The organism is Pseudoxanthomonas sp. (assembly GCF_051953815.1).
Lineage (GTDB): Bacteria > Pseudomonadota > Gammaproteobacteria > Xanthomonadales > Xanthomonadaceae > Pseudoxanthomonas_A.
Window position 1 is genome coordinate 182,601 of record NZ_JBQCIJ010000046.1, and the last position, 22,911, is coordinate 205,511.

21 protein-coding genes are annotated in these 22,911 nt (G+C 68.9%); 11 read left to right on the plus strand and 10 right to left on the minus strand.

Going from position 1 to position 22,911, the window contains the following annotated elements:
• The first annotated feature begins 12 nt into the window (after positions 1 to 12).
• The 4 genes from ACTHN1_RS14685 (at position 13) to ACTHN1_RS14700 (ending at position 4,783) form a co-directional block, all read left to right on the plus strand.
• Positions 13 to 1,254, plus strand: coding sequence for an alginate export family protein (locus ACTHN1_RS14685; protein WP_440471674.1), 1,242 nt, complete (start codon positions 13 to 15; stop codon positions 1,252 to 1,254).
• Positions 1,255 to 1,337: 83 nt separating this feature from the next.
• Positions 1,338 to 2,894: a UbiD family decarboxylase gene (locus tag ACTHN1_RS14690; RefSeq protein ID WP_440471675.1), complete on the plus strand. Its 1,557-nt coding sequence runs from the start codon at positions 1,338 to 1,340 to the stop codon at positions 2,892 to 2,894.
• On the plus strand, positions 2,894 to 3,892 hold the full coding sequence (gene ubiU / locus ACTHN1_RS14695; protein ID WP_440471676.1) for a ubiquinone anaerobic biosynthesis protein UbiU: 999 nt from the start codon (positions 2,894 to 2,896) through the stop codon (positions 3,890 to 3,892). Before ACTHN1_RS14690 ends, ubiU begins: the two co-directional genes overlap by 1 nt.
• A 3-nt stretch (positions 3,893 to 3,895) precedes the next feature.
• Entirely contained in the window at positions 3,896 to 4,783 is an 888-nt protein-coding gene (locus ACTHN1_RS14700) for a U32 family peptidase (RefSeq protein ID WP_440471677.1), read from the plus strand.
• A 133-nt stretch (positions 4,784 to 4,916) separates the two neighbouring features.
• Here ACTHN1_RS14700 and ACTHN1_RS14705 read toward each other — a convergent pair whose 3' ends face one another.
• From ACTHN1_RS14705 to ACTHN1_RS14735, 7 genes are all read right to left on the minus strand, one after another.
• On the minus strand, positions 4,917 to 6,368 hold the full coding sequence (locus ACTHN1_RS14705) for an L-aspartate oxidase (protein ID WP_440471678.1): 1,452 nt from the start codon (positions 6,366 to 6,368) through the stop codon (positions 4,917 to 4,919).
• Positions 6,365 to 7,381 (minus strand): quinolinate synthase NadA, encoded by a 1,017-nt coding sequence (gene nadA / locus ACTHN1_RS14710; RefSeq protein WP_440471679.1) that lies wholly within the window; start codon positions 7,379 to 7,381, stop codon positions 6,365 to 6,367. Before nadA ends, ACTHN1_RS14705 begins: the two co-directional genes overlap by 4 nt.
• A complete protein-coding gene (gene ubiT, locus ACTHN1_RS14715; RefSeq protein WP_440471680.1) occupies positions 7,378 to 8,223 on the minus strand; it encodes a ubiquinone anaerobic biosynthesis accessory factor UbiT in 846 nt (281 codons plus the stop codon). The genes nadA and ubiT overlap by 4 nt, the downstream gene beginning before the upstream one ends.
• Positions 8,224 to 8,361: 138 nt before the next feature.
• A complete protein-coding gene (locus tag ACTHN1_RS14720; protein WP_440471681.1) occupies positions 8,362 to 9,618 on the minus strand; it encodes a hypothetical protein in 1,257 nt (418 codons plus the stop codon).
• Positions 9,615 to 9,869 (minus strand): DUF2249 domain-containing protein, encoded by a 255-nt coding sequence (locus tag ACTHN1_RS14725; protein WP_440471682.1) that lies wholly within the window; start codon positions 9,867 to 9,869, stop codon positions 9,615 to 9,617. The genes ACTHN1_RS14720 and ACTHN1_RS14725 overlap by 4 nt, the downstream gene beginning before the upstream one ends.
• Before the next feature lie 135 nt (positions 9,870 to 10,004).
• Entirely contained in the window at positions 10,005 to 10,403 is a 399-nt protein-coding gene (locus ACTHN1_RS14730; protein ID WP_440471683.1) for a SirB2 family protein, read from the minus strand.
• Positions 10,404 to 10,407: 4 nt separating this feature from the next.
• Positions 10,408 to 11,664: an NnrS family protein gene (locus ACTHN1_RS14735; RefSeq protein WP_440471684.1), complete on the minus strand. Its 1,257-nt coding sequence runs from the start codon at positions 11,662 to 11,664 to the stop codon at positions 10,408 to 10,410.
• A 719-nt stretch (positions 11,665 to 12,383) separates the two neighbouring features.
• Between ACTHN1_RS14735 and ACTHN1_RS14740 the strand changes: the two genes are divergently transcribed.
• Positions 12,384 to 12,635: a hypothetical protein gene (locus ACTHN1_RS14740; RefSeq protein ID WP_440471685.1), complete on the plus strand. Its 252-nt coding sequence runs from the start codon at positions 12,384 to 12,386 to the stop codon at positions 12,633 to 12,635.
• A 97-nt stretch (positions 12,636 to 12,732) separates the two neighbouring features.
• Here the strand turns inward: ACTHN1_RS14740 and ACTHN1_RS14745 are convergent, their stop codons facing one another.
• The 3 genes from ACTHN1_RS14745 to hemN all read right to left on the minus strand — a co-directional run bounded on the left by ACTHN1_RS14745 (position 12,733) and on the right by hemN (position 17,315).
• Entirely contained in the window at positions 12,733 to 15,006 is a 2,274-nt protein-coding gene (locus tag ACTHN1_RS14745) for a nitric-oxide reductase large subunit (protein ID WP_440471686.1), read from the minus strand.
• A 133-nt stretch (positions 15,007 to 15,139) separates the two neighbouring features.
• Positions 15,140 to 15,895: a helix-turn-helix domain-containing protein gene (locus ACTHN1_RS14750; RefSeq protein WP_440471687.1), complete on the minus strand. Its 756-nt coding sequence runs from the start codon at positions 15,893 to 15,895 to the stop codon at positions 15,140 to 15,142.
• A 19-nt stretch (positions 15,896 to 15,914) separates the two neighbouring features.
• Positions 15,915 to 17,315 carry an oxygen-independent coproporphyrinogen III oxidase gene (gene hemN, locus ACTHN1_RS14755; protein ID WP_440471688.1) on the minus strand — a complete coding sequence of 467 codons (1,401 nt, stop codon included), beginning with the start codon at positions 17,313 to 17,315 and terminating at the stop codon, positions 15,915 to 15,917.
• A 170-nt stretch (positions 17,316 to 17,485) separates the two neighbouring features.
• Between hemN and ACTHN1_RS14760 the strand changes: the two genes are divergently transcribed.
• The 6 genes from ACTHN1_RS14760 (at position 17,486) to napA (ending at position 22,904) form a co-directional block, all read left to right on the plus strand.
• Entirely contained in the window at positions 17,486 to 18,745 is a 1,260-nt protein-coding gene (locus tag ACTHN1_RS14760; RefSeq protein WP_440471689.1) for a molybdopterin molybdotransferase MoeA, read from the plus strand.
• Between the two features lie 10 nt (positions 18,746 to 18,755).
• Positions 18,756 to 19,313: a molybdenum cofactor guanylyltransferase gene (gene mobA, locus ACTHN1_RS14765; protein ID WP_440471690.1), complete on the plus strand. Its 558-nt coding sequence runs from the start codon at positions 18,756 to 18,758 to the stop codon at positions 19,311 to 19,313.
• Between the two features lie 80 nt (positions 19,314 to 19,393).
• Positions 19,394 to 19,561 carry a periplasmic nitrate reductase, NapE protein gene (gene napE / locus ACTHN1_RS14770; protein WP_440471691.1) on the plus strand — a complete coding sequence of 56 codons (168 nt, stop codon included), beginning with the start codon at positions 19,394 to 19,396 and terminating at the stop codon, positions 19,559 to 19,561.
• A 3-nt stretch (positions 19,562 to 19,564) separates the two neighbouring features.
• Complete coding sequence (locus ACTHN1_RS14775; protein ID WP_440471692.1) at positions 19,565 to 20,104, plus strand: ferredoxin-type protein NapF; 540 nt, start codon at positions 19,565 to 19,567, stop codon at positions 20,102 to 20,104.
• Positions 20,101 to 20,415, plus strand: a complete 315-nt coding sequence (locus ACTHN1_RS14780) for a chaperone NapD (RefSeq protein ID WP_440471693.1) — start codon at positions 20,101 to 20,103, stop codon at positions 20,413 to 20,415. Before ACTHN1_RS14775 ends, ACTHN1_RS14780 begins: the two co-directional genes overlap by 4 nt.
• Complete coding sequence (gene napA / locus ACTHN1_RS14785) at positions 20,412 to 22,904, plus strand: periplasmic nitrate reductase subunit alpha (protein WP_440471694.1); 2,493 nt, start codon at positions 20,412 to 20,414, stop codon at positions 22,902 to 22,904. Before ACTHN1_RS14780 ends, napA begins: the two co-directional genes overlap by 4 nt.
• The last annotated feature ends 7 nt before the right edge of the window (positions 22,905 to 22,911 follow it).

A 22,911-nucleotide genomic window follows, 5' to 3' on the forward strand; every position in this document is an offset into this window, starting at 1 on the left:
CAAGGGGACTCCATGAAACACCACATCCGCTGCCTGCTCGGCATTCCCTGCCTGGCCATCGCGCTGCCGGCCTTTGCCGCGTCACCGGACGATGCCGCCGGCAAGGTCATCCTGGACGCGCGCTACCGCTACGAGCAGATGGAGCAGGACAACGCGCTCGACACCGCCAAGGCGCACACGCTGCGCACCCGCATCGGCTATCGCACGCCGCGCTGGCACGGGCTGTCGGGATTGCTTGAAATCGACGACGTGCGCCACCTGGGTACGGAGCGCTTCAACGACACCCGCAACGGTCGCGGCCGCTACAGCACCGTCGGCGATCCGGAAGGCACCGAGGTCAACCAGGCACTGCTGAGGTACACCGCTGGCTGGGGCAACGTGCAAGTGGGGCGGCAGCGCATCAACCTGTCCAACCAGCGTTTCGTTGGCGGGGTCGGTTGGCGTCAGAACGAGCAGACCTACGACGGCGCGATGATCGAATTGACGCCCGCGCCGGCCTGGAAGCTGACCTACGCCTACCTGGACAACATCAACAGCGTGTTCGGCCCGGACGACACCCGTCCGATCAGCCGCACCGCGCCCGCCGACATCGAGGGGCACAGTCATCTGTTGCAGGCGCAGTACGCGTTCTCGCCCCATCTGACCGCGATCGGGTATCACTACCGCCTCGGTCTGGACAATCTCGCGGTGGCGACGGGCGCGCCGCTGGGCACGCTGTCCAGCCGCACCACCGGCCTGCGCCTGCAGGGCAAGGCCGGCGCGTTCTCTTATGTTCTGGAACATGCGCGCCAGCGCGAGCTCGATGGCAATCCCTGGCAACTGGATGGCCGTTACTGGCTGGCCGAAGGTGGCTATCGCTGGCAGGCCATCCAGTGGAAGGCCGGCTACGAAGTGCTGGGCGCCGGTCGCGGCGGCGCGGGAAACCAGGCGTTCCAGACACCGCTGGCGACCAAGCACGCGTTCCAGGGCTGGGCGGATCAGTTCCTGACCACGCCGGCCGACGGCCTGCGCGATGCCTATGCGGGTGTCGTCCTTCCGCTCGCTGGCGGCGAGTGGCAGGCGTGGTACCACGATTTCCGCAGCGATCGCGGCGGCCACCGCTTCGGGCGCGAACTGGATCTGTCCTGGCGCCACGCGATTCCCGGCGTGAAGGGACTCGACGGACTGCTCAAGCTGGCCAGCTACCGCAGCGCCGACGGCGCACGCACGGTGGATACCGACAAGTTCTGGGTGCAGGTGCAGTACAGCTACTGAGCGGCGCCGGCTTGACGTGGATCAATGTGGCCCGTGGCGGGGCGTGAGGACAATGCCGCCTCCTTCCCGCCATCGGACGCGGCATGCCTTTCCACGATCTGCGCGAGTTCCTGGATCATCTGGGCGGGCAGGGTGAACTGATGGGCATCGACGCGCCGGTCGATCCCGAGCTGGAAAGCACCGCCCTGAGCCTGCGCGCCCTGCGCGAGTCCGGGCCGGCGTTGCTGATGAACAACGCCGGTTCCGCACATCCGCTGCTGGGCAACCTGTTCGGCCATCGCCGCCGCATCGAGCTGGCGCTGGATGGCCGGCCGCTGACGTCGCTGCGTGAGCTCGGCGAACTGCTTGCCTGCATCAAGGAGCCGCGCTGGCCCGGCAACCTGCGCAGCGCGCTGGCCGACTGGCCGGGGCTGGCGCAACTGGCCTACGTGGCCCCGCGCGTGGTCCAGGAAGCGGCGTTCAAAGAGCAGGTGCTGGAAGGCGAGGACGTCGATCTGGGGCGGCTGCCGATCCAGCGCTGCTGGCCGGAGGACATCGACCGCCTGATCACCTTCGGCCTCGTGATCACCCGCGGCACCCGCCAGGAACGCCAGAACGTGGCGATCTACCGGCAGCAGGTCATCGGCCGCAACCGCGTGATCATGCGCTGGCTTCCGCATCGCGGCGGCGCGCTCGACTATGCCGGCTGGCAGGCCGCACATCCCGGCAAGCCCTTTCCGGTGCTGGTGGCGATCGGCGCGGATCCGGCCACCCTGCTGGCGGCAGTCGCGCCGGTGCCGGACACGCTGTCCGAATACGAATTCGCCGGCCTGCTGAGGGCCGCACGCACGCGGGTCTGGCGCAGCGCGCTGACCGGGCTGGACGCGCCGGCGGGCGCCGAAATCCTGCTGGAAGGCTTCATCCATCCCGGCGACACCGCGCTGGAAGGGCCGTTCGGCGATCACACCGGCTACTACAACGCGCAGGCGCATTTCCCGGTGCTCACCATCGAGCGCATGCGCCTGCGCGGCGGCGCCATCTACCACGGCAGCTACATGGGGCGGGCGCCGTTCGACGAACCCTCGGTGCTGTCGATGGCGCTGAACGACATCTTCGTGCCGATCCTGCGCAAGGTGTTCCCGGAAATCGTGGACTTCTACCTGCCGCCGGAAGCGTGCTCGTACCGGGTCGCGGTGGTCAGCATCCACAAGCAGTACGCGGGACACGCGCGCAGGGTGATGATGGGCGTCTGGTCCTACCTGCGCCAGTTCACCTACACCAAGTTCGTCATCGTCACCGACGAGGACATCGACGTGCGCGACTGGTCGCAGGTGATCTGGGCGGTGTCGACCCGGGTGGATCCGGCGCGCGACAGCCTGCTGGTGGAGAACACCCCGATCGACTATCTCGATTTCGCCACCCCGGTGTCCGGGGTCGGTTCCAAGCTCGGCCTGGACGCCACCCGCAAATGGACCGGTGAAAGCGCGCGCGAATGGGGCCGGCCGATCACCCTCGATCCGCAGGTCGAGCGGCGCGTGGACACGCTGTGGCGACAGATCCGCCGGACCGTGGAAGCCGAGTCCGCACAGGGTGCCGGACCGGAAATCCCCGATGCCCGGGCGGCGCGCCGCCGGCATTCCCCCGCCTGGAGAACCCCCTGATGCAACTGGTATGTCCGGCCGGCAACCTGCCGGCGCTGAAGGCCGCCATCGATGCCGGCGCCGACGCGGTCTACGCGGGCTTCCGCGACCAGACCAACGCCCGCGCGTTCCCGGGGCTGAACTTCGACGACGTGGAGATGCGCGAAGGCATCGCCTATGCGCATGCGCGCGGGCGCAAGGTGTACCTGGCGCTCAACACCTATCCGGACAGCGCGCGCCTGCCGCAATGGCGGCACGCGGTGGATCAGGCCGCCGCGTTCGGCGCCGACGCCATCATCGCCGCCGAGATGGCGGTGCTGCACTACGCCTCGGTCCGTCATCCGGATCTGGCGCGGCACCTGTCCGTGCAGGGTTCGGCGACCACCGCGGCCGCGCTGCGCTACGCGCATGAACGCTTCGGCATCTCGCGCGCGGTGCTGCCGCGGGTGCTGTCGGTGCAGCAGGTCGAGCGGTTGTGCCAGGCCTCGCCGGTGCCGCTGGAAGTATTCGCGTTCGGCAGCCTGTGCATCATGGTCGAGGGCCGCTGCCAGTTGTCCAGCTATGTCACCGGCGCCTCGCCCAACCGGCATGGCGTGTGTTCGCCGGCCAGTTTCGTGCGCTGGGAGGAGCATGCCGACCAGGGCCGCAGCGTGCGCCTCAACGGCATGCTCATCGATCGCTTCGGCGCGACCGAACCGGCCGGCTATCCGACCGTGTGCAAGGGCCGCTACGATGTCGGCGGCGAAATCTTCCACGCGCTGGAGGAACCCACCAGCCTCAACACCCTGGAATTGCTGCCGCGACTGGTCGCGGCCGGCGTGGCGGCGCTGAAGATCGAGGGCCGCCAGCGTGGCGTGGCCTACGTGCGCACGGTGACCCGGGTCTGGCGCGAAGCCATCGACGCGCAGGCGCGCGAACGCGAGGACTGGCGCATGCGCGAGGACTGGCAGGCGGATCTGTCCACGCACGCCGAAGGCCAGCAGACCACCCTTGGACCGTACCACCGCGCCTGGCATTGAACGATGAAACTCAGTCTTGGACCCCTGCAGTACTTCTGGCCGCGCGAGCGCGTGCTGTCTTTCTACCGGCAGGCCGCGCAATGGCCGCTGGACATCCTCTACCTGGGCGAGACCGTGTGCAGCAAGCGGCGCGAGCTGCGCACGCGCGACTGGCTGGCGCTGGCGGAGGAACTGGCCGGCAGCGGCAAGCAGATCGTGCTGTCGTCGCTGGCCCTGATCGAAGCCGAGTCGGAACTGTCCACGGTCGTCCGGTTGGCGGAGAACGGCCGTTTCCTGCTGGAAGCCAACGATCTTTCCGCCGTGCAGGTCTGTCGCGAGCGTGGCCTGCCGTTCGTGGCCGGACCCACCCTCAACGTCTACAACCAGGTTGCCTTGGGTCTGCTGATCGAGGATGGGCTGGTGCGCTGGGTGCCCGGGGTGGAACAGGGACGCGAGCTGCTGCGGGATCTGCGCGCGGCGATGACAGAGCAGGGCACGCCCATGCCCGAGCTGGAAGTGCTGGCCTGGGGGCGACTGCCGCTGGCGTATTCGGCGCGCTGTTTCACCGCGCGCGCCTATGACGTGTCCAAGGACGACTGCGGTTTCCGCTGCATCGAGCACCCCGGCGGCCTGCCGCTGGCCACCCGCGAGGGCGAGCCCTTCATGGTCATCAACGGCGTGCAGGTGCAGGGCATGGAAGTCGTCGATCTGGCGCCGGAACGCGACGAGCTGATCGCCTGTGGCGTGGACATCCTGCGGTTGTCGCCGGTGCAGGACGACATGGCGGACATGGTCGATCACTTCCGGCGCATGCTGGATGCGCCGCTGCCACCGCCGCGCCTGGGCGCGCGCAACGGCTACTGGCACGGCAAGCCGGGGCGGGCGTCGCTGGCCGCGCCCATGATCGGATGAGCAGGGGACTGGCGCGGAATCCGGCGCGCCAATCTCGATTCCTGGGAGTCGATACGCCCGATTCAACGCGCCCCAACTCGACGCATCCAGTTCAACGCATCCGCTTCAACGCATCGCGTTCAGCGCGCCGGATTCACTCCGCTGGCGCGTCACTTCGATAGTGCGCGCCGAGGCTGCGCGTGCGCGCCAGCGCCGCCCGCAGCAGGCGGCCCACCAGTTGGCCCTGCCAGCTGCCACCGATGGAGGCATCCCGGGCAAGTTCGTCCAGCGCTTCACGCATCAGAGCGCCTTCGCGCACCGGGCCCAGCGCACGCCAGGCGAGCGCCCGCAGGCCGATCAGCGCTGCGGCGTCCGCTTCACGGCCCCGTTCGACCCAGTGCCCGCCGCCCTCCGGCACATGCCGGCGCAGGCTGCCCAGATGCTGGCCGAGGCGGCGGCCGTAGACCACGCCCTCGAGCAGCGAATTGCTGGCCAGCCGGTTGGCCCCGTGCACGCCGTTGCAGGCGGTTTCGCCCACCGCATACAGCCCTTCCACCGAGGTGCGGCCATCGAGATCGACAGCGATGCCACCCATGTGGAAATGCGCGGCCGGCGTGACCGGAATCCGCTGGACGCGCGGATCGATGCCGTGCGCTCGGCACAGCGCGTACACGGTGGGGAACTGCAGCAGCCAGGTTTCGTGCAGGTGGGTGGCGTCCAGCCAGATGCGCCGTCCGTCCTGCTGCGCCAGCCACACCTGGCGCGCGACGACGTCACGCGGCGCGAGATCGCCCAGCGGATGTTGCCCGGTCATGATCGCCGCGCCGTCGTCGTCGAACAGGCGCGCACCCGCGCCGCGCAGCGCTTCGGTGATCAGCGGCAGGGCGCCATGGACGGCCACCGACAGCGCGGTGGGATGGAACTGGACGAACTCCAGGTCCCGCGCCTGCGCGCCCGCCGCGAGCGCCAGCGCCAGGCCGTTGCCGTCGGCGCCGGAAGGATTGGTGCTGGCGGCGAACAGCGCGCCGCAGCCGCCGGTGGCCAACACCACCTCGGCGCAGTCGATCTCCTCGGGGCGCGCGTCCGCCTGCCGGCGCAGGCGCAGGCCGCTGACGCCGTGATCGCCGACGCGCAGCGCGTCCAGCATCGCCGGCGGCCGCCAGTCGATGTGCGGGGCGTTCTGCGCCGCCCGGATCAGCGCCAGCAGCAGCGACGCGCCGCTGGCATCGCCACCGGCATGGACGATGCGGTGACGACGGTGGCCGCCTTCGCGGCCGAGCAGGAAGCGGGTGCCTTCCAGGTCGAATGGTACGCCCTGCGCCTGCAGCCAGCGCACCGCCATCACCGCGTTGTCGACCAGATAGCGGACCGCGTCGTAGTCGTTGTGATCGGCGCCGGCGGCGAGGGTGTCGTGCGCGTGCGCGTCGGGGCTGTCGCCGCTGTCCAGGGCGGCGGCGATGCCACCCTGCGCCAGCGCGGTGCAGCAGTCGATGCCGGCGGGCGCGCGTCCGATCAGCAGCACCCTGCGCGGCGCGGCCGACAGCGCCGTGGCCAGGCCGGCGACGCCGCAGCCCACCACCACCAGCGGCGGCACGCCGGTGCTCACGCGCGTTCGCCCCGGCCCACGGCGAGCATGCGTTCCAGCGCGGCGCGCGCGCGTCCGGCCACGTCGGCGGGCACTTCGACCGGATGGCGCAGGTCGCGCAGGCAGGCGTGGATGTTCGGCAGGGTGATCCGCTTCATGTGCGGGCACAGGTTGCAGGGCTTGATGAAGTCCACGTCCGGGAAGCGATGGCGCAGGTTGTCGGCCATCGAGCATTCGGTGATCAGGGCCACGCGGCGTGGGCGCTCGCGCTCCAGCCAGGCGCCCATGGCGGTGGTGGAACCGACGAAGTCGGCTTCGCGCTGCACTTCCGGTGGACATTCCGGATGCGCGAGCAGGCGCGCGCCGAAGGTCTCGCGGGTGTGGCGCGCCTGTTGCGCGGTGAATTGTTCGTGCACCTCGCAGCGGCCATCCCACAACACCAGTTCGACCCCGGTCCGGGCGGCGACATGGTGGCCAAGGAAGGCATCGGGCAGGAAGATCACCTTGTCGGCGTTCATCGCCTCGACCACCCGCACCGCGTTGGCCGAGGTGCAGCAGGCATCGGATTCGGCCTTCACCGCCGCGCTGGTGTTGACGTAGCTGACCACCGGCGCGCCGGGATGGCGCGCACGCAGCGCGCGCACGTCGTCGGCGGTGATGGAGGACGCCAGCGAACAACCGGCTTCGGGATCCGGAATCAGCACCGTGCGCCGCGGCGCCAGGAGCTTCGCGGTCTCGGCCATGAAGTGGACGCCGCACAGCACGATGATGTCGGCGTCGCAGTCCGCCGCCGCCTGCGCCAGCGCCAGCGAATCGCCGGTGACGTCGGCCACCCCGTGGAAGATCTCCGGCGACTGGTAGCTGTGCGCCATGATCACCGCGCCGCGTTCGCGCTTGAGCGCCTGGATGGCGTCGATCCATGGCAGGTGCAGCGGCCATTCCAGGCACGGCACGGTGTCGCCGACGCGCGCGGTCAGATCCGCGTAGCGCGTTTCCAGATCCGGCGTCCAGCGCGGTTGGAAGATGGCGCTCATGCGACCTCGCCGTGATGGACGCGGTAGGCGTGGCGTGCGTCGCGGGCCACGCGGGCACCGCGCTGGAGCAGGATGCGCGAACCCAATGGGAAGGATTCCCACGGCAGCCGGTCCAGCAGGTTGCGCACGGTCAGCCCCAGCTCGGTGTCGCCGGTCAACATCAGCCGGCGCTGGAAGAACAGCGTATCGGCGTCCTCCAGCCGGCTGGCGAGCAGCAGCAGATCGGTCGCGCTGCCGCTGACGGTGGCCTCGGCGACGCCATCCGCCAGGCGCAGGCCATCGGCCTCCATCACCAGCACCCAGCGCAGATCGAGATCGCGCACGTCGATGCCGAGCCGGCGGCCGTTGATGGAATCCAGGATCCGCCGCACCTGCGGTGTGGCGAGGGCTGGTGCGAGCAACCGCAGCAGGAGCCGTTCGCGCATGGAGCGCGGCACGCGTGACAACCAGGGACGCAGCCGTCGCGGCGGCGGAAGCCAGCGGAGCAGGGAGGAAGTGGAGGAGTCGCCGCGCGATGACGACGTGCCGGTGGTTGCCATGGGAGGGAACGGCTCGGAAGTGAAGGTGGAAGGACGTGCCTGCCAGCGATGGGCCTCGGCGATCAGCAAGCGCATCAACCGTTCGGCGCTGGCGGGCGGAATGCCGCTGCGTCGCGCCAGCCGGCAGGCGCGTTGATGGACCTGTTGTTCGCGGAGCGGATCGGTCTGCGCCATGCCGGCGTGGCGCTTGAGCCGACCCGCCAGCCCGGCCAGCCGCTGGCGCCCGCCCAGCAGGATGATCATGGCGTCGTCGACCCGATCGATCGCCGCCCGGGTGCCATCCAGGGCCATCCGGCTCAGCACGGGACGACGCCCGCGACGGGGCAATAGCGGCAACCGGGCAAGCCCGGCATGGTCGGTGCGACAAACGGCGGCATGGCGGGCTCACCTCTGCGGTGACCCCATCCTAGGCAGCGCGGCGGGGCCTGCCATTGACCCAGATCAAGTGGAGCGATCCGTTTCCCGGGGACGGAAGCGCAGCGCGTCGCGCCAACAGGCCAGCACCGCCGCGCCGCTCGCGGTCCAGGCCAGGGCAAGCGCGGCGCCCGCGACGCGGGTAAAGGTGGGTTGCCAGATGGCCAGCAACAGCAGGCCGGCCGATGCCAGATGGGCGCGCAGCAGCCACTGCTTGCGCTTATCGTCCAGCAGGCGATCCACGCCGGGGACGCGCACGCCGCGCGGATGTCGACGGCGCAGTTCGATCCAGGCCAGGAAGCCGACGATTTCCAGCAGCATGCCCAGCACCAGCAGTGGCAGGCCGATGGCGATCACCAGCGCGCCGAGCGCGAGCAGTCCGCGCGGGGACAGGGCCGGGGCGAGACCGAGCAGGCAGGCGAAGGCGAGGGCCACGCAGCCGGCCTGCCAGAAACGCCGCAGCACCGGGTTGCGCCGGTGCGGCGCGCGCGCCTGCAGAACCAGCACGGCGATGCAGAACACCAGCCCGGGCAACGCCAACGCACGCGCCGGAAGGCCGGATGGATCGGACAGCGCCGCGCCACCGGTCCAGGCGAGCGCCAGCAGCAGCGTGCACAGCCACGCCAGCAGCAAGGGGGCGGGAATCCGCCGCGTCCCCTGCAACATCGGCATGGTGATGCTGGCCACCGCGCCCAGCAGCGCGAGCGCCCAGCCCGCCAGTCCGAGCGCGGCATGCAGATTGGCGATGCGGTCCAGCGGCAGCGCCCACAGCCCGGACAGCGCGGCCAGCAGCGCCAGCCCCAGCGCGATGGTGACCAGCAGCGACGCCAATGCGATGCCGATACCCAGGCGCGGCGCGCGCGGGCCGCTTCCCCGCATCACCGCGATCAATCCGCTGACGGCGAACAGGGCCAGCGGCGGCGCCAGCAACACCGACGAAGCGCCGGCGAGCGCACGTGACGGAAAAACCAGCGATGACAGCAACAGCAGCAACCCGGCGTTGAGCGCGACGTGCAGCCAGTTCGCCTGGCGCGGCAGCGACAACGGACATCCGGCGGCCACCGGCAGGAACTGGAACAGGCTGCCGATCATCGCGTTGCCCAGCACGCCGAGGGTGAACAGGTGCGCCAACACCAGCGTGTGCGGCGCCCAGCGCGTCAGCAGCGCGGTTTCGCCGGTCCACAGCAGCCACAGTCCGGCGCCGGCGCCCCAGGCCAGCGAGGACAGCAGGAAACGCAGCGGTTGGCCGGGAGGCGGCGCCTGGGCGAACGCCAGCCCGCTCATGCGATCCGCGGCGGTTCCAGCGCGGCGTGATCGTCGCCGTGGCAGATGGCGATGCAGGCGTCGCCGGCGGGCAACTCGTGCACGCGATAGGCGTAGCCCCAGGCATCGAGCAGGGACATCAGCGGCAGCGGACGGAACGGCGTGAACGCGACCAGTCGCCCGCCGCGCGGCAGGGTTTCCAGGCTGGCGAGGATCCGCTGCATCGGTTCCGGCGGCGCGAGTCCGCGCAGATCGAGTCGGGTCAGAAGCATGGCGCGTCCTCATTCTTGGAGCCGTCCTCGCCGGCGGGGCAGTCCAACCTCGCGCCCGCGGCGTCGAAGGATTCGCGTATCCAGCCCGCGCAGGGCGAGCAGGGATCCGGTGGCAGCAACGCTTCGTTCATGGCACTACCCCAGCAGGGCCAGCAGGCCCATCGGATGGTGGGCGCGCGCGATGCCGTAGACCTGCAGGAAGCACAGCAGCGCGGCGGCGTACAGCGCGACGCGGGACAGCCTTGCGCGCGCCGGCTGGAAGGCGAGCACGCCCAGCACGACATAGGCGAGGATGAAACCGACCTTCACGATCAGCCAGCCATTGGCGAACACGCCGGCGGGCAGGATCGTCAGCAGCATCATCGCGGCGGTCAGCAACACGGTGTCGACGGTGTAGCTGAGGTAGCGCAACGGCGCGACCCGCGGCCAGCGCATGCCCAGCGACAACCCCAGTCCGCGCAGCGCGAACAGCGTGCCGCTGGTGAGCGCGGCGCCGATGTGGACCAGCTTGATGTCGGGATAGAAGGTGATCACGGCGTCAGCCCGGTCGCCCGTCGGCGCGCGGACTCAGGTAGATGCGCCCGATGCGGGTCACCCACGGCAGCAGCGCGATCAACCAGCCCGCCGCCGAGGCGACCTGCCAGAACAGCGCGTCCGGCGCGATCTCCGCGACCACCCGCATCACCGCGACGATCTGCAACGCGGTGAACGCGAACCAGGCCAGTGCGTGCATCTTCAGCGGCCGCCCGGAATGGCCCTGGGTCACCCGGGTGACCATCGCCACCAGCACGCTGCCGAAGAATCCGATGAACATCGCATGCATCGGCGCGCGTCCGAGCACGAACTCCCCGGTGAGCAGGTAGATGACGCTCTGCGCGGTGTACAGCGCGAAGGTGGTGGGCAGCCACGCGGTACCGATGAAGAGCACTGCCAGCAGGCCCGGCATGCGTCCGCGCGGCCACCAGTGCCACAGCGCCACGCCGCTGGCGATCAGCAGCGCCGCGTCCGGCAGCCACAGCCAGGGGTAGGCATGCCGCAGTTCAAGCACCAGGTGCAGCAGCAGGAAGCCCCACATCGCCCCCAGCCACGCCATCGGCCGCCACGGCTTGTAGCCGGGCACCACGTTGGCGGCGAAGAACGGAAACATGCGGTGAGCGACCGTCAGGTAGATCGGCAGCAGCATCGCCACGCCGCCGAGCTTGATGCTGGCGAACGCGTACCACGCGTCGCCGGTCAGCACGAACACCTGGAAGCACGCCAGCCCGGCGCAACCCAGCAGCAGCGCGGCGAAGCAGGAACGCGCGTGCCAGGTGCGCGCGGTATCGCGCAGCAGCAACCGGCCCAGCGTGGCGACCCCGGCCAGCCAGCCGGCCAGCGCCATCCACAGGCCGACCGTGAAACCGGCTTCCCAGCCCAGCGTGGACAGCAGGATCGCCAACTGCCCGCCCATCAGCCCGGCGCCGACCGGCGCATACCGCCAGCGCGGCAGATCCGGCAGGCCCATCCAGCGCGGAAACACGGTGAGCAGGAAACCGAAGATGAAACTCGGCAGCACCAGGTACTGCATCAGGAACGCATGCAGCCAGCCCGGCGGCACCGCCGTATCCGGCATCCGCCAGCCGCCGCTGTACTGCGACGCCAGCCACGCCGCCCACCACAGCATCGCCAGCAGCACGTTGCCGGCGCCGATGAAGAACATCAGCCGATGCGGCGCCTGCAACAACTGGCGCGCGGACATGCCGGCGGAAGGACCGGCGGGCGTCGGAGGATGGTTGGAAACGGGAATCGGTCGCATGACCGCAGTCTGCGCCGCGGTGTCGGGACCTTCCTTGACCTGGATCAGGCCGAATGCGGATCAACGCCGGTGGATCCGCACCGGCACCGTTCCGCCGATGAAGTACGGCACCGTCATCCCGGCTAACGCGGGGACCCATGTTGACGTTCGGCCAGCGCTCGCGGGAGCTCAGGATCCCAATAGATTCCAGCCTGCGCTGGAATGACGACGGGAACGATGGAATGGGAAAGGGAGTCCCGACGCCGTCGTCCCAGCGCACGCGGGGACCCATGTTGACCTCCGGCCAGCATTCGCGGCAGCCCGGAATCCCGATGGATTCCTGCTTGCGCTGGAATGACGTTGGGAAGGACGTTGGGAAGGACGACAGGAACGATGGAGTGGGAAAGGAACCCCGACACCGTCGTCCCAGCGCACGCGGGGACCCATGTTGACCTCCGGCCAGCATTCGCGGCAGCCCGGAATCCCGATGGATTCCTGCTTGCACTGAAGCGACGTTGGGATGGATGTGGACTTGGGAAGCCCGTGGACTGGGGATGGATCCCGGATGTCCAGGGGAAGCGGTCGCGACCCACGTCGCTCCTACGGAGTTGACGAAGGGGGCGGGGAGCGTCGCAAGAGGCGATCCGGCTTGATGCGGGTCAATGCCAGGTGCCATGGGCCTGCGTACGTTTGCCGGCACCGGGGCGCTCGCCCCGGCCCACACTCAGCAAGGAAACCGCATGTCCGCTCCCGAACACACCGACGAACCGCTCCAGCAACGCACCCGTGCCATGACCCACGCCCTGCGCGAATGGGATCCCGACGCGGAGGTCCAGTTCGAATCCGCCAGCGGGCGCCTGGCGATCCTCACCACGCTTTCGCCCGAGCGCGTGCGCGAGATCCTGTCCACGGTCGGCGAACAGGTCGAGGATGTGCCGGAAGACGCCCGTCGGAGCGGCTGCGGTTGCGGGGGCTGCGGCTGCTCGAACTGAGAGGTTGGAACGCCGCCGCCTTGTCGGATTGCAACGATAAGCCAAAAAAGAGCCGCTTTCGCGGCTCTTTTTCATTGCGCTTGAAAACCGCCGTGAGTCAGCCCTCCGCCGGCACCGCCGCCGGCAGCGCTTCCCGGCGCGGCGCCACCCATAGCCGGAACACGAACCAGGCCAGGGCGAACGCGCCGACGCTGAACAGCGTGTCCGACGGCACCCGCATCCACACCAGCATGTCCACGACCGGCTGCTGCATGAACTCGGCCGAGCGGGCGTACCAGTAACCGTGCTTGAGCGCGGCGTTGAGCTGCATGATGCCCAGTGGCAGCAGGGTGAACAGGGCCATGCCGGCCAGACCGATGTTGAGCGACCAGAACGCGGTCCTCAGCAGCTTCTCGTTCCACACCACGTCCGGCTTGAGGCCGCGCAGGCAGAACAGCATCAGGCCGATGCCGAGCATGCCGTACACACCGAACAGCGCGGTGTGGCCGTGGGTCGGGGTCAGGTTCAGGCCCTGCATGTAGTACAGCGGCAGCGGCGGATTGATCAGGAAGCCGAACAGGCCGGCGCCGACGAGGTTCCAGAACGCGACCGCGATGAAGAACAGGATCGGCCAGCGATAACGCTGCATCCACGGCGTGGCCTTGCCCATCCGGTAGCTGTGGTACGCCTCGAAGCCGACGTAGGCCAGCGGCACCACTTCCAGCGCGGAGAAACTGGCGCCGATGGCGATGACCGCGGTCGGGGTGCCGGTGAAGTACAGGTGGTGCAGGGTGCCCAGCACGCCGCCGGCCATGAACACGATGGTCGCGAACAGCACCGCCATCGTGGCGGACTTGACCTGCAGCAGGCCCAGGCGAGTGAACAGGAAGGCGATGACCGCCACCGCGAAGACCTCGAAGAAGCCTTCCACCCACAGGTGCACGACCCACCAGCGCCAGTACTCGACCATCGACAGGTGCGTGTGCTCGCCCCACATCAGGCCGGCCGCGTAGAACAGGCCGATGGCCACGGTGGACAGGAACAGCAGCGACACGATGGAGCGCGAATCGCCGCCGTTGCGCATCGCCGGCCACAGGGCACGGCCGACCAGCACCAGCCACAGGGTCAGGCCGATGAACAGGAACCACTGCCAGAAACGGCCCAGGTCGACGTATTCCCAGCCCTGGTGACCGAACCAGAAGTTGTGCTTCAGACCGAGCTTCTGCATCACCGCGAACCACTGTCCGGCGAACGCGCCGACCACGATGATCAACAGGCAGACCCACAGGAAGTTCACGCCAAGGCGTTGGAATTTCGGTTCGTGCCCGGAAATCGCCGGGCCGATGTACAGGCCCATGCCCAGCCACGCGGTGGCGATCCACAGCACCGCCAGCTGGGTGTGCCAGGTACGGGTCAGCGAATACGGCAACACGTCGGCCAGGGCGAAACCGTAGGCTTCCTGGCCTTCAACCTGGTAATGCGCGGTGATCGCGCCGAGCAGGATCTGCACCAGGAACAGCGCGATGACCACCCAGAAATACTTGGCCGTGGCGCGCATCGACGGGGTGACCTTGATGTCGGCCAGCGGATCCCGCTTGGGCAGCACGTGCGCCAGTTCGTCGCCATGGTTGACCGCGTAGTGCCAGCCGAGCAGGGCGACACCGGCGATCAGGAACAGCACGCTGAACACCGTCCACAGGAACGCGCTGGGCGGTGGCGTGTTGCCGACCAGTTCGTCGGCCGGCCAGTTGGCGGTGTAGGTGATCTCCGCGCCGGGGCGCAGGGTCACCGACGACCAGGCGGCCCACCAGTAGAAACCGGTGAGCTGGCGGCGGTGGCCGGCATCGGGCACGGTGTCGTTGCGCATGGCGTAGGCCTCGCGCAGCTTGACCATCGCCGGGTCCTTGCCGAACAACTGCTCGTAGTGCGCGGCGACGGTGCGGATGGCCGCGGCGCGATCGGCATCGACCGTCACCGTGCCGGTGGCGGCGTCGTAGGTGTTCGGACGCATCAGCGCCTGCACGCGCTTGGCGTAGGCGGCCTGGGTCGGGGCGTCCAGCTCCTTGTAGCCGGCGACGCCGGCTTCGCGCCTGGCCCAGATGTCGAGGATGGCCTCGGCTTCGCGATGCAGCCAGTCCGCGCCCCAGTCGGGAGCGACGTAACCGCCGTGGCCCCAGATGGAGCCCAGCTGCTGGCCGCCGATGGACTGCCAGACCTGGCGGCCGGTCTCGATGTCCTGGCGGGTGTAGAGAACCTGGCCATCGGCATCGACCACCTGTTCGGGCAGGGGCGGCGCCTGTCGGTGGACTTCGCTGCCGACCCAGAGTAGGACGGCGAACGAGGCGATGAGCAGGGCGGCCAACCCTGCCCACAGCTTGCGTGTGGAATTCATGATGCGGGACTCCGTGGGAACCACAGGCATGTTCCGCCCGCGTCCGGATCCCCTCCATGACCTACGTCAAGCCGATGTCATTCGCGTGCGGACGGCGCGCGTCGCGGGGATCAATGCCCGGATGCGCCGGGTATCAGTCGCGCAGTACCATGGACGCCAGTTCGTGCAGGCGATCCAGGTCGAGGATCTCGACGTCGCGCTGCTTGATGCGGACCAGTCCGTCGCGCTCGAACCGGCGAAGCACCCGGCTCACCGTTTCCGGCGCCTGGCGCAGGTAATTGGCGATATCGGTGCGCGACATGGTCAGCTGGAAGCGGCGCGAGGAATAACCGCGCGCGGCCAGCCGCCGCGACAGGCCGATGAGAAACGCGGCCATGCGCTCGTCGGCGCTGTTGTCGCGGGCGAACAGCGAGGCCACGCCGATGTCATGGCTCATCAGCCGGAACAGGTGCTGCTGCAGGTTGGGCAGGCGGGTGGCGAGCAGGGCGATCTTGGGAAACGAGAACCGGCAGAGCATCACCGTGTCCAGCGCCACCGCGTTGCAGGGATAGCGATCGCCGTGGATGGCGTTGAGGCCGATCACCTCGCCGGGCAGGTGGAAGCCCAGGACCTGCTCGTGGCCATCGCGATCCACTTGGTAGGTCTTGACCGTGCCGGCGCGTACCGCGGCGATGGCGCTGAAACTGTCGCCTTCGCGGAATACGTGTTCGCCCGGTTGCAGCGGGCCGACATGCTCCACCAGGACATGCAGATCCATCAGCGCGCGCTTGTCCATGCCCTCGCTGAGGCAGGCCTGGGAGAACGCGCAGGTGGAACAGAACGTCAGCGAATCGCCGTCGTCGGAGAGGATGGTGGCGTCGGTGCGTGGGAAAACGACCGGCGAGCTCATGCGGACGCCCCGGATGAGGTCAGATGGTTCGCGAGAACCGCGTGGTCGCGGTGTCCGCGGCGGCGGGCAGGTATCGGTCGAAGCACATGGCGATGATACGCAACAGCAGGCGTCCACGCGAGGTGGCGCACACTTCCCGGGGACCGACCTCGACCAGCCCGTCGACCTGCAACGGCTCCAGGCGGGCCAGGGCGTCGGCGAAATAGTCGCGGAAGTCGATGACGTGGCGGCGTTCGACCGCGTCGAAATCGATCCGCCCGTGGCACATCAGCTGCTGGATCACGTCCGCGCGCAGCAGATCGTCCTCGTCCAGGCGCATGCCGCGCCAGACCGGCAGGCGGCCGCTGTCGATCGCCTGTTCCCAGCTGCCGATGTCGCGCGGGTTCTGGCTGAAGCTGGCGCCCACGTGGCTGATCGCGCTCACGCCCAGGCCGATCAGGTCGCTCTCGGCGTGGGTCGAATAGCCCATGAAATTGCGGTGCAGGTCGCCGCGCTGCTGCGCCTGCGCCAGATCGTCGCCGGGCAGGGCGAAGTGATCCATGCCGATGTAGACATAGCCGGCTTCGCCCAGCTTGTCGATCGCGCAACGCAGCAGGTCCAGCTTCTGTTCGGGGGAGGGCAGCTCTTCGGCGTGGATGCGCTGCTGCGGGCGGAACAGCGCCGGCAGGTGTGCATAGCTGTAGATCGCCAGCCGGTCCGGGCGCGCCTTCAGGGTGATGTCGAGGGTGCGGGAGAACCCGGCCAGGGTCTGCCGGGGCAGGCCGTAGATCAGATCGACATTCACCGAGCGCATGCCGTGGGTGCGGCAGGCGTCGATGATCGCCAGGGTGTCGTCGACGCCCTGCACGCGGTTGACCGCCTGCTGCACGTCGGGGTCGAAGTCCTGCACGCCCAGGCTGGCGCGGTTGAAGCCGGCGCGGGCCAGTTGACCGACCTCGTCCGGGCTGATGAAGCGCGGGTCCAGTTCGATCGAGCAGTCGAAGCCCGTGCCCGAAGCGAACGAAAAATGGCGGCGCAGGACGTCGACGACCTCGGTGATCTGGTCGGGCGACAGGAAGTTGGGCGTGCCGCCGCCGAAGTGCACCTGGTTGACGTCGCGGTCGCGGTCGAACAGCGGCGAGACCAGCGCGATTTCGCGGTACAGCCGGGTCAGGTAGGCGTCGCCGCGCGCCTTCTCGCGGGTGATGATGCGGTTGCAACCGCAGTAGAAGCACGGACTGGTGCAGAACGGGATGTGCAGGTACAGCGACAACGGGCGCGGAATCGGATCGCCGTTGGTGATGGCCGCCACGTCGCGCAGTTCGGCCTCCTGGAACTGCGCCGAGAATTGCGGCGCGGTCGGATAGGAGGTGTAACGCGGGCCCGGCTTGTCGTAGCGCCGGAGCAGTTCGGGATCGAAGAGGGCGGAGAGGGCTGGCATGGAACAAGGCTAGACAGGGGCGGGCCCCGCCGCCTTGACCTGAATCAACCGTCGGCCAGTTGGCCGGAACCCTTCAGCTATGTGAGGATGCGGCGTCCTTGCCCGCGGATGATGCCGGTGGTGTCGCCGGGAACGGGTATACGGACACGGCAATCTTCCAGGGAGCAGGCGTGGTCGATTACGAGCAGGCCCTGGCCATCCTCCTGCGCGGGGTGGCGAGGGGAGACAGCGAGACGGTCGCCTCCGCCGAGGCCGATGGCCGCGTGCTGGCGGCGGACATCGTCAGTCCGGCGGCGCTGCCGCGATTCGACAACGCCGCGATGGACGGCTTCGCCCTGGCCCTGCGCGGACGCGCGCTTGCCGCCGGACACGAGCTGCCGGTGCGCGGCGCCATCGCCGCCGGCGTCCCGGCGGGAGAAGGCGGCGACGGGGCGTGGGAGATCATGACCGGCGCGGCGCTGCCCGCGGGACTGGACACGGTGGTGCCGGTCGAGCGGGTGGATGCGATCGCCGGCGAGGACGCCGGGGCGCCGCCGATCGGAATCCGCCTGCGTGAAAGCCCCGCGCCCGGCGCCAACGTCCGCCGTCGCGGCGAGGACGTCGGCGAGGGCGAACCGGTGTTGAAGGCTTCGGAGCGGCTCGATTCCGCCCGCCTCATGCTGCTGGCCGCGCTGGGCGTGACCCGCGTGCCCGTGGTGCGGCGGCCACGCGTGGCGCTGATCGCCACCGGCCGGGAGCTGGTCGATGGCGGCATCGCCGACGGCGCGGGCATCCACGACAGCAATACGCCGTTCCTGCGGCTGCGGCTGCGCGCGGCCGGCGCGGAGGTGGTGATGGAGGAACGCGTGGCCGATGATCCGGTCGCGTTCGCGGCCGCGCTGGATCGGATCCGCGAGCGCGGCGTCGATCTGGTGATCAGCACCGGCGCGGTGTCGAAGGGACGCTTCGATTTCGTTCCCGGGAGCCTGCGCGCGCGCGGCGCCGAACTGCTGTTCCATGGCGTCGGCATCCGGCCCGGCAAGCCGCTGCTGGCCGCGCGCCTGCCGGAGGGGCCGCTGCATGTCGGCCTGCCGGGCAATCCGGCCTCCTGCGCGGTGGGATTGCGCTTCTTCGTCGAGCCGGTGCTGCGGGCGATGCTGGGCCTGCCCGCCGAACGCCCGCTGCGACTGCCATTGGCCGGGCCCGCGTGGCGGCGGCCCGGACTGCGCACGCATCTACATGCGCGCGTGACCTGCGATGCGCGCGGACAGCTGACGGTGCATCCGTTGCCACGCCAGGAATCGTTCCGCCTGCGGCCGTTCCTGGTCTCGCAGGCATGGCTGGTGTTGCCGCCGGCGGACGGCGATGACGGCAGCCTCGCGCCCGGTGAAATCGTGACGGTGTATCCGCCCGGCCACCTCGATGCGCTGGGCTGGACGCAGACGGCATGAGCCGCGCGGCATGCACGCGATGATTTCCCCCTGGAACGGCGTCGTACTGGCCGGCGGACGCTCGTCGCGCATGGGCCGGGACAAGGCGATGCTGCCCTGGCAGGGCCGGACGTTGCTGGAACACATGCGCGAACGCCTGCGCGAAGCCGGCGCGGCGCGGGTGGTGATCAGCGGCGCGCATCCGGATCCGGACGCCATTCCGGACGTCGTCCGCGATGGCGGTCCGGCGGCCGCGCTCGCGCAACTGGCGCCGCGGCTCGACGATGGCGTCTGGTTGCTGGTGCCGGTGGACATGCCGTTGCTGGATGTGTCGACGCTGGGCGTGCTGGCCGCATCGTCCGCCGATTGCGCGATCTTCGCCGGGCATCCGCTTCCGATGCGACTGGTGCTGGATCCCCGCAGCCGCGCGGTGCTGGCGGCGCTGGCGATCGCGCCGCCGCCGCAGCGTTCGCTGCGCGCCATCCACCAGGCGTTGGCGGGCGACGTCATCGACGTCGAGGGAAGGAACGCGCGATTGATCAACTGCAACACGCCGGAAGAATGGGACGCGCTGCGCCGCGGAGACTGACCACTGACACGTTCGGGCGCGAAAGTTTGTGCTAGGCTCGCTGCGCAGTTCGCCCAGCCATCAACCGCCAGGTGAGCCTCATGGAGCATCCGCCCCGCCAGGATGTCGCAGGCAAGGCCCGGGAACGCCTTGCCTTTCTGCTGTTGACCGTGGTCGTTTTTCCGCTGACGGCGGTGCTGATCGTCGCCGGCTACGGATTCCTCGTCTGGATCTACCAGATGTTCGCCGGCCCGCCTTCCGGACCCTGAGCGATGGACACGGCACGGACGATGTCGCGACGCGCGTTGCTGTTCGGCCGGGATGGCGATGACCGTTCTGAACGGACGCCGGGCGCCGCCCGCGTACCCTCGCCACTGGTGCTGCGTCCGCCCTGGGCATTGCCCGGAAGCGCGTTCGCCCGCGCCTGCACCGGCTGTGTCGCCTGCGTCGACGCCTGCCCCGAACAGGTGCTCGTGCTGCGCAAGGGCAAGGCCGTGTTCGATCCGGAGCGCGGCGAATGCAGCTTCTGCCATGCCTGCGTAGACGCCTGCGCGCCGGGCGCGCTGCGCGATGAAGGCAAGGACGCACCCTGGATCCAACGCGCCGTCGTCGATGACGCCTGCCTCGGCGCGCGGGGCGTGGTCTGCGCCAGTTGCCGCGACGCCTGTCCAGCGGCCGCCATCCTGATTCCGCCGGCCGCACGCGGCGCCGCCTGCATCGACGCCGATGCCTGCACCGGTTGTGGCGCGTGCGTCGCGGTATGCCCGACCGACGCCATCCACCTGCACCAGTCCGAGGAATCTGCGGCATGAGCGCGCCCGGCGACGACGAACTGCACATCGCAAGTTTCGTGATCCAGCATCGCCGTGAAGCCATGCCCGCGCTGGCGGCCGCGATCGGCGGACACGCGGACCTGGAACTGGCCATCCCCGGCGATACCCGCAGCGTGGTGCTGTGCGAATCCGCCGACCGCTACGCGGTGATGGATCACGTCGATCAGCTGCGCGCGGTGCCGGGCGTGCTCAACGTATTGCTGGTCTATCACCACGCCGAGCCGCGCGATGCGCTGGAGGCCGAGATGGACACCCCTCCCGATTCGAACCTTGCCGGAGTCCAGCCATGAGCACCCGCCGGGAATTCATCCGCAACAGCGCCGTCGCCACCGCCGCGGCCGCCGCCGGCCTGCCCCTGGCGGGTGACGGCAGCAACCTGGTGACCGAGGGTGACCTGACCGCGCTGAAATGGGACAAGGCGCCGTGCCGCTATTGCGGCACCGGTTGCGGCGTCAACGTGGCGGTCAAGGACGGCCGCGTGGTCGCCACCCACGGCGACGTCCATGCCGAGGTCAACCGCGGCATCAACTGCGTCAAGGGCTATTTCCTGTCCAAGATCCTGTATGGCCAGGACCGCCTGGGCATGCCGCTGCTGCGCAAGAAGAACGGCGTCTACGCCAAGGACGGCGAGTTCGAGCAGGTCGGCTGGGACGAGGCTTTCGACGTGATGGCGGCGCAGTTCAAGCGCGTGCTCAAGGAGAAGGGCTCCGACGCGATCGGCATGTTCGGTTCCGGCCAGTGGACCATCTTCGAGGGATATGCGGCCAACAAGCTGATGAAGGCCGGTTTCCGCAGCAACCACATCGATCCCAACGCCCGCCACTGCATGGCTTCGGCGGTGATGGGCTTCATGCGCACCTTCGGCATGGACGAGCCGATGGGCTGCTACGACGACATCGAGGCCGCCGATGCATTCGTGTTGTGGGGCTCGAACATGGCCGAGATGCATCCGATCCTGTGGACGCGGGTGACCGATCGCAGGCTCTCGCATCCGCACGTCAAGGTGGCGGTGCTGTCGACCTTCGAACACCGCAGCTTCGAACTGGCCGACATTCCGATCGTTTTCAAACCGCAGACCGATCTGGTCATCCTCAACTACATCGCCAACCACATCATCCGCACCGGCAAAGTCAACCAGGACTTTGTCAACAAGCACACCACGTTCAAGCGCGGCAACGACGACATCGGCTACGGTCTGCGCCCGGACAACCCGCTGGAAATCAAGGCAAAGAACGCCAAGGACCCGAACGGCGGCGAAGCCATCGATTTCAACGCCTTCGCTCGCTTCGTCGCGCCGTACACGCTGGACAAGGCGGTGGAGATGACCGGGGTCGAGCGCGGCTGGCTGGAACACCTGGCCGAGCTGTACGCCGATCCGAAGATCAAGGTCACCTCGTTCTGGACGATGGGCTTCAACCAGCACACGCGGGGGGTATGGGCCAACAACATGGTCTACAACCTGCATCTGCTGACCGGCAAGATCGCCACCCCGGGCAACAGCCCGTTCTCGCTGACCGGCCAGCCCTCGGCCTGCGGCACCGCACGCGAGGTCGGCACCTTCAGCCATCGCCTGCCGGCGGACATGGTGGTGACCAACCCCGAGCACCGCAGGCACGCCGAGGAAATCTGGAAGGTGCCGCACGGCACCATCAAGCCCAAGCCGGGCTATCACGCGGTCGAACAGAACCGCGCCCTGAAGGACGGCAAGCTCAACGCCTACTGGGTGATGGTCAACAACAACATGCAGGCGGCGGCCAACCTGCGCGAGGAAACCTGGCCCGGCTACCGCAATCCGCAGAACTTCATCGTCGTTTCCGACGCCTATCCGACGGTGACCGCGCAGGCGGCGGATCTGATCCTGCCGGCGGCGATGTGGGTGGAAAAGGAGGGCGCCTACGGCAACGCCGAGCGGCGCACGCAATTCTGGCACCAGTTGGTGAAGGCGCCGGGGCAGGCGCGTTCGGACCTGTGGCAGCTGATGGAATTCTCCAGGCGCTTCACCACCGACGAGTGCTGGCCGGCGGAACTGCTGGCCGCCAATCCGCAGTTCAAGGGCAAGACCCTGTTCGACGTGCTGTACCGCAACGGCAATGTGGACCGCTTTCCAATCACCGACATCGAACCGGGCTACGCCAACGACGAGTCGGCCGCCTTCAGCTTCTACGTGCAGAAGGGATTGTTCGAAGAATACGCCGCGTTCGGGCGCGGCCACGGCCACGATCTGGCCCCGTTCGACGCGTATCACAAAGCGCGCGGCCTGCGCTGGCCGGTGGTCGACGGCAAGGAGACCCGCTGGCGTTATCGCGAAGGCGCGGATCCCTACGTCAAGGCGGGCACCGGCTTCCAGTTCTATGGCAACCCGGATGGCCGGGCGGTGATCTGGGCCTTGCCCTACGAGCCGCCGGCCGAATCGCCGGACGAGGAGTACAACCTGTGGCTGGTCACCGGGCGGGTCCTGGAGCACTGGCATTCCGGTTCGATGACCATGCGCGTGCCCGAGCTGTACCGCAGTTTCCCCGCCGCGGTGGTGTTCATGAATCCCGACGATGCCCGCGATCGCGGGCTCAAGCGCGGCGACGAGGTGAAGGTGGTGTCACGGCGCGGCGAGATGCTGTCGCGGATCGAGACGCGCGGCCGCAACCGGATGCCGCCCGGGGTGATCTTCGTGCCGTGGTTTGACGCCGGTCAGCTGATCAACAAGGTCACCCTGGACGCGACCGATCCGATTTCCAAGCAGACCGACTACAAGAAATGCGCCGTCAAGGTGCTGGCCGTCTAGGAGATTC

Coding starts and splice junctions, on each gene's coding strand:
- ACTHN1_RS14685 (WP_440471674.1), top strand. CDS start 13: ATGAAACACCACATCCGCTGCCTGCTCGGCATTCCCTGCCTGGCCATC.
- ACTHN1_RS14690 (WP_440471675.1), top strand. CDS start 1,338: ATGCCTTTCCACGATCTGCGCGAGTTCCTGGATCATCTGGGCGGGCAG.
- ubiU (WP_440471676.1), top strand. CDS start 2,894: ATGCAACTGGTATGTCCGGCCGGCAACCTGCCGGCGCTGAAGGCCGCC.
- ACTHN1_RS14700 (WP_440471677.1), top strand. CDS start 3,896: ATGAAACTCAGTCTTGGACCCCTGCAGTACTTCTGGCCGCGCGAGCGC.
- nadA (WP_440471679.1), bottom strand. CDS start 7,381: ATGAGCGCCATCTTCCAACCGCGCTGGACGCCGGATCTGGAAACGCGC.
- ACTHN1_RS14720 (WP_440471681.1), bottom strand. CDS start 9,618: ATGAGCGGGCTGGCGTTCGCCCAGGCGCCGCCTCCCGGCCAACCGCTG.
- ACTHN1_RS14725 (WP_440471682.1), bottom strand. CDS start 9,869: ATGCTTCTGACCCGACTCGATCTGCGCGGACTCGCGCCGCCGGAACCG.
- ACTHN1_RS14735 (WP_440471684.1), bottom strand. CDS start 11,664: ATGCGACCGATTCCCGTTTCCAACCATCCTCCGACGCCCGCCGGTCCT.
- ACTHN1_RS14740 (WP_440471685.1), top strand. CDS start 12,384: ATGTCCGCTCCCGAACACACCGACGAACCGCTCCAGCAACGCACCCGT.
- ACTHN1_RS14745 (WP_440471686.1), bottom strand. CDS start 15,006: ATGAATTCCACACGCAAGCTGTGGGCAGGGTTGGCCGCCCTGCTCATC.
- ACTHN1_RS14750 (WP_440471687.1), bottom strand. CDS start 15,895: ATGAGCTCGCCGGTCGTTTTCCCACGCACCGACGCCACCATCCTCTCC.
- hemN (WP_440471688.1), bottom strand. CDS start 17,315: ATGCCAGCCCTCTCCGCCCTCTTCGATCCCGAACTGCTCCGGCGCTAC.
- mobA (WP_440471690.1), top strand. CDS start 18,756: ATGCACGCGATGATTTCCCCCTGGAACGGCGTCGTACTGGCCGGCGGA.
- napE (WP_440471691.1), top strand. CDS start 19,394: ATGGAGCATCCGCCCCGCCAGGATGTCGCAGGCAAGGCCCGGGAACGC.
- ACTHN1_RS14775 (WP_440471692.1), top strand. CDS start 19,565: ATGGACACGGCACGGACGATGTCGCGACGCGCGTTGCTGTTCGGCCGG.
- ACTHN1_RS14780 (WP_440471693.1), top strand. CDS start 20,101: ATGAGCGCGCCCGGCGACGACGAACTGCACATCGCAAGTTTCGTGATC.
- napA (WP_440471694.1), top strand. CDS start 20,412: ATGAGCACCCGCCGGGAATTCATCCGCAACAGCGCCGTCGCCACCGCC.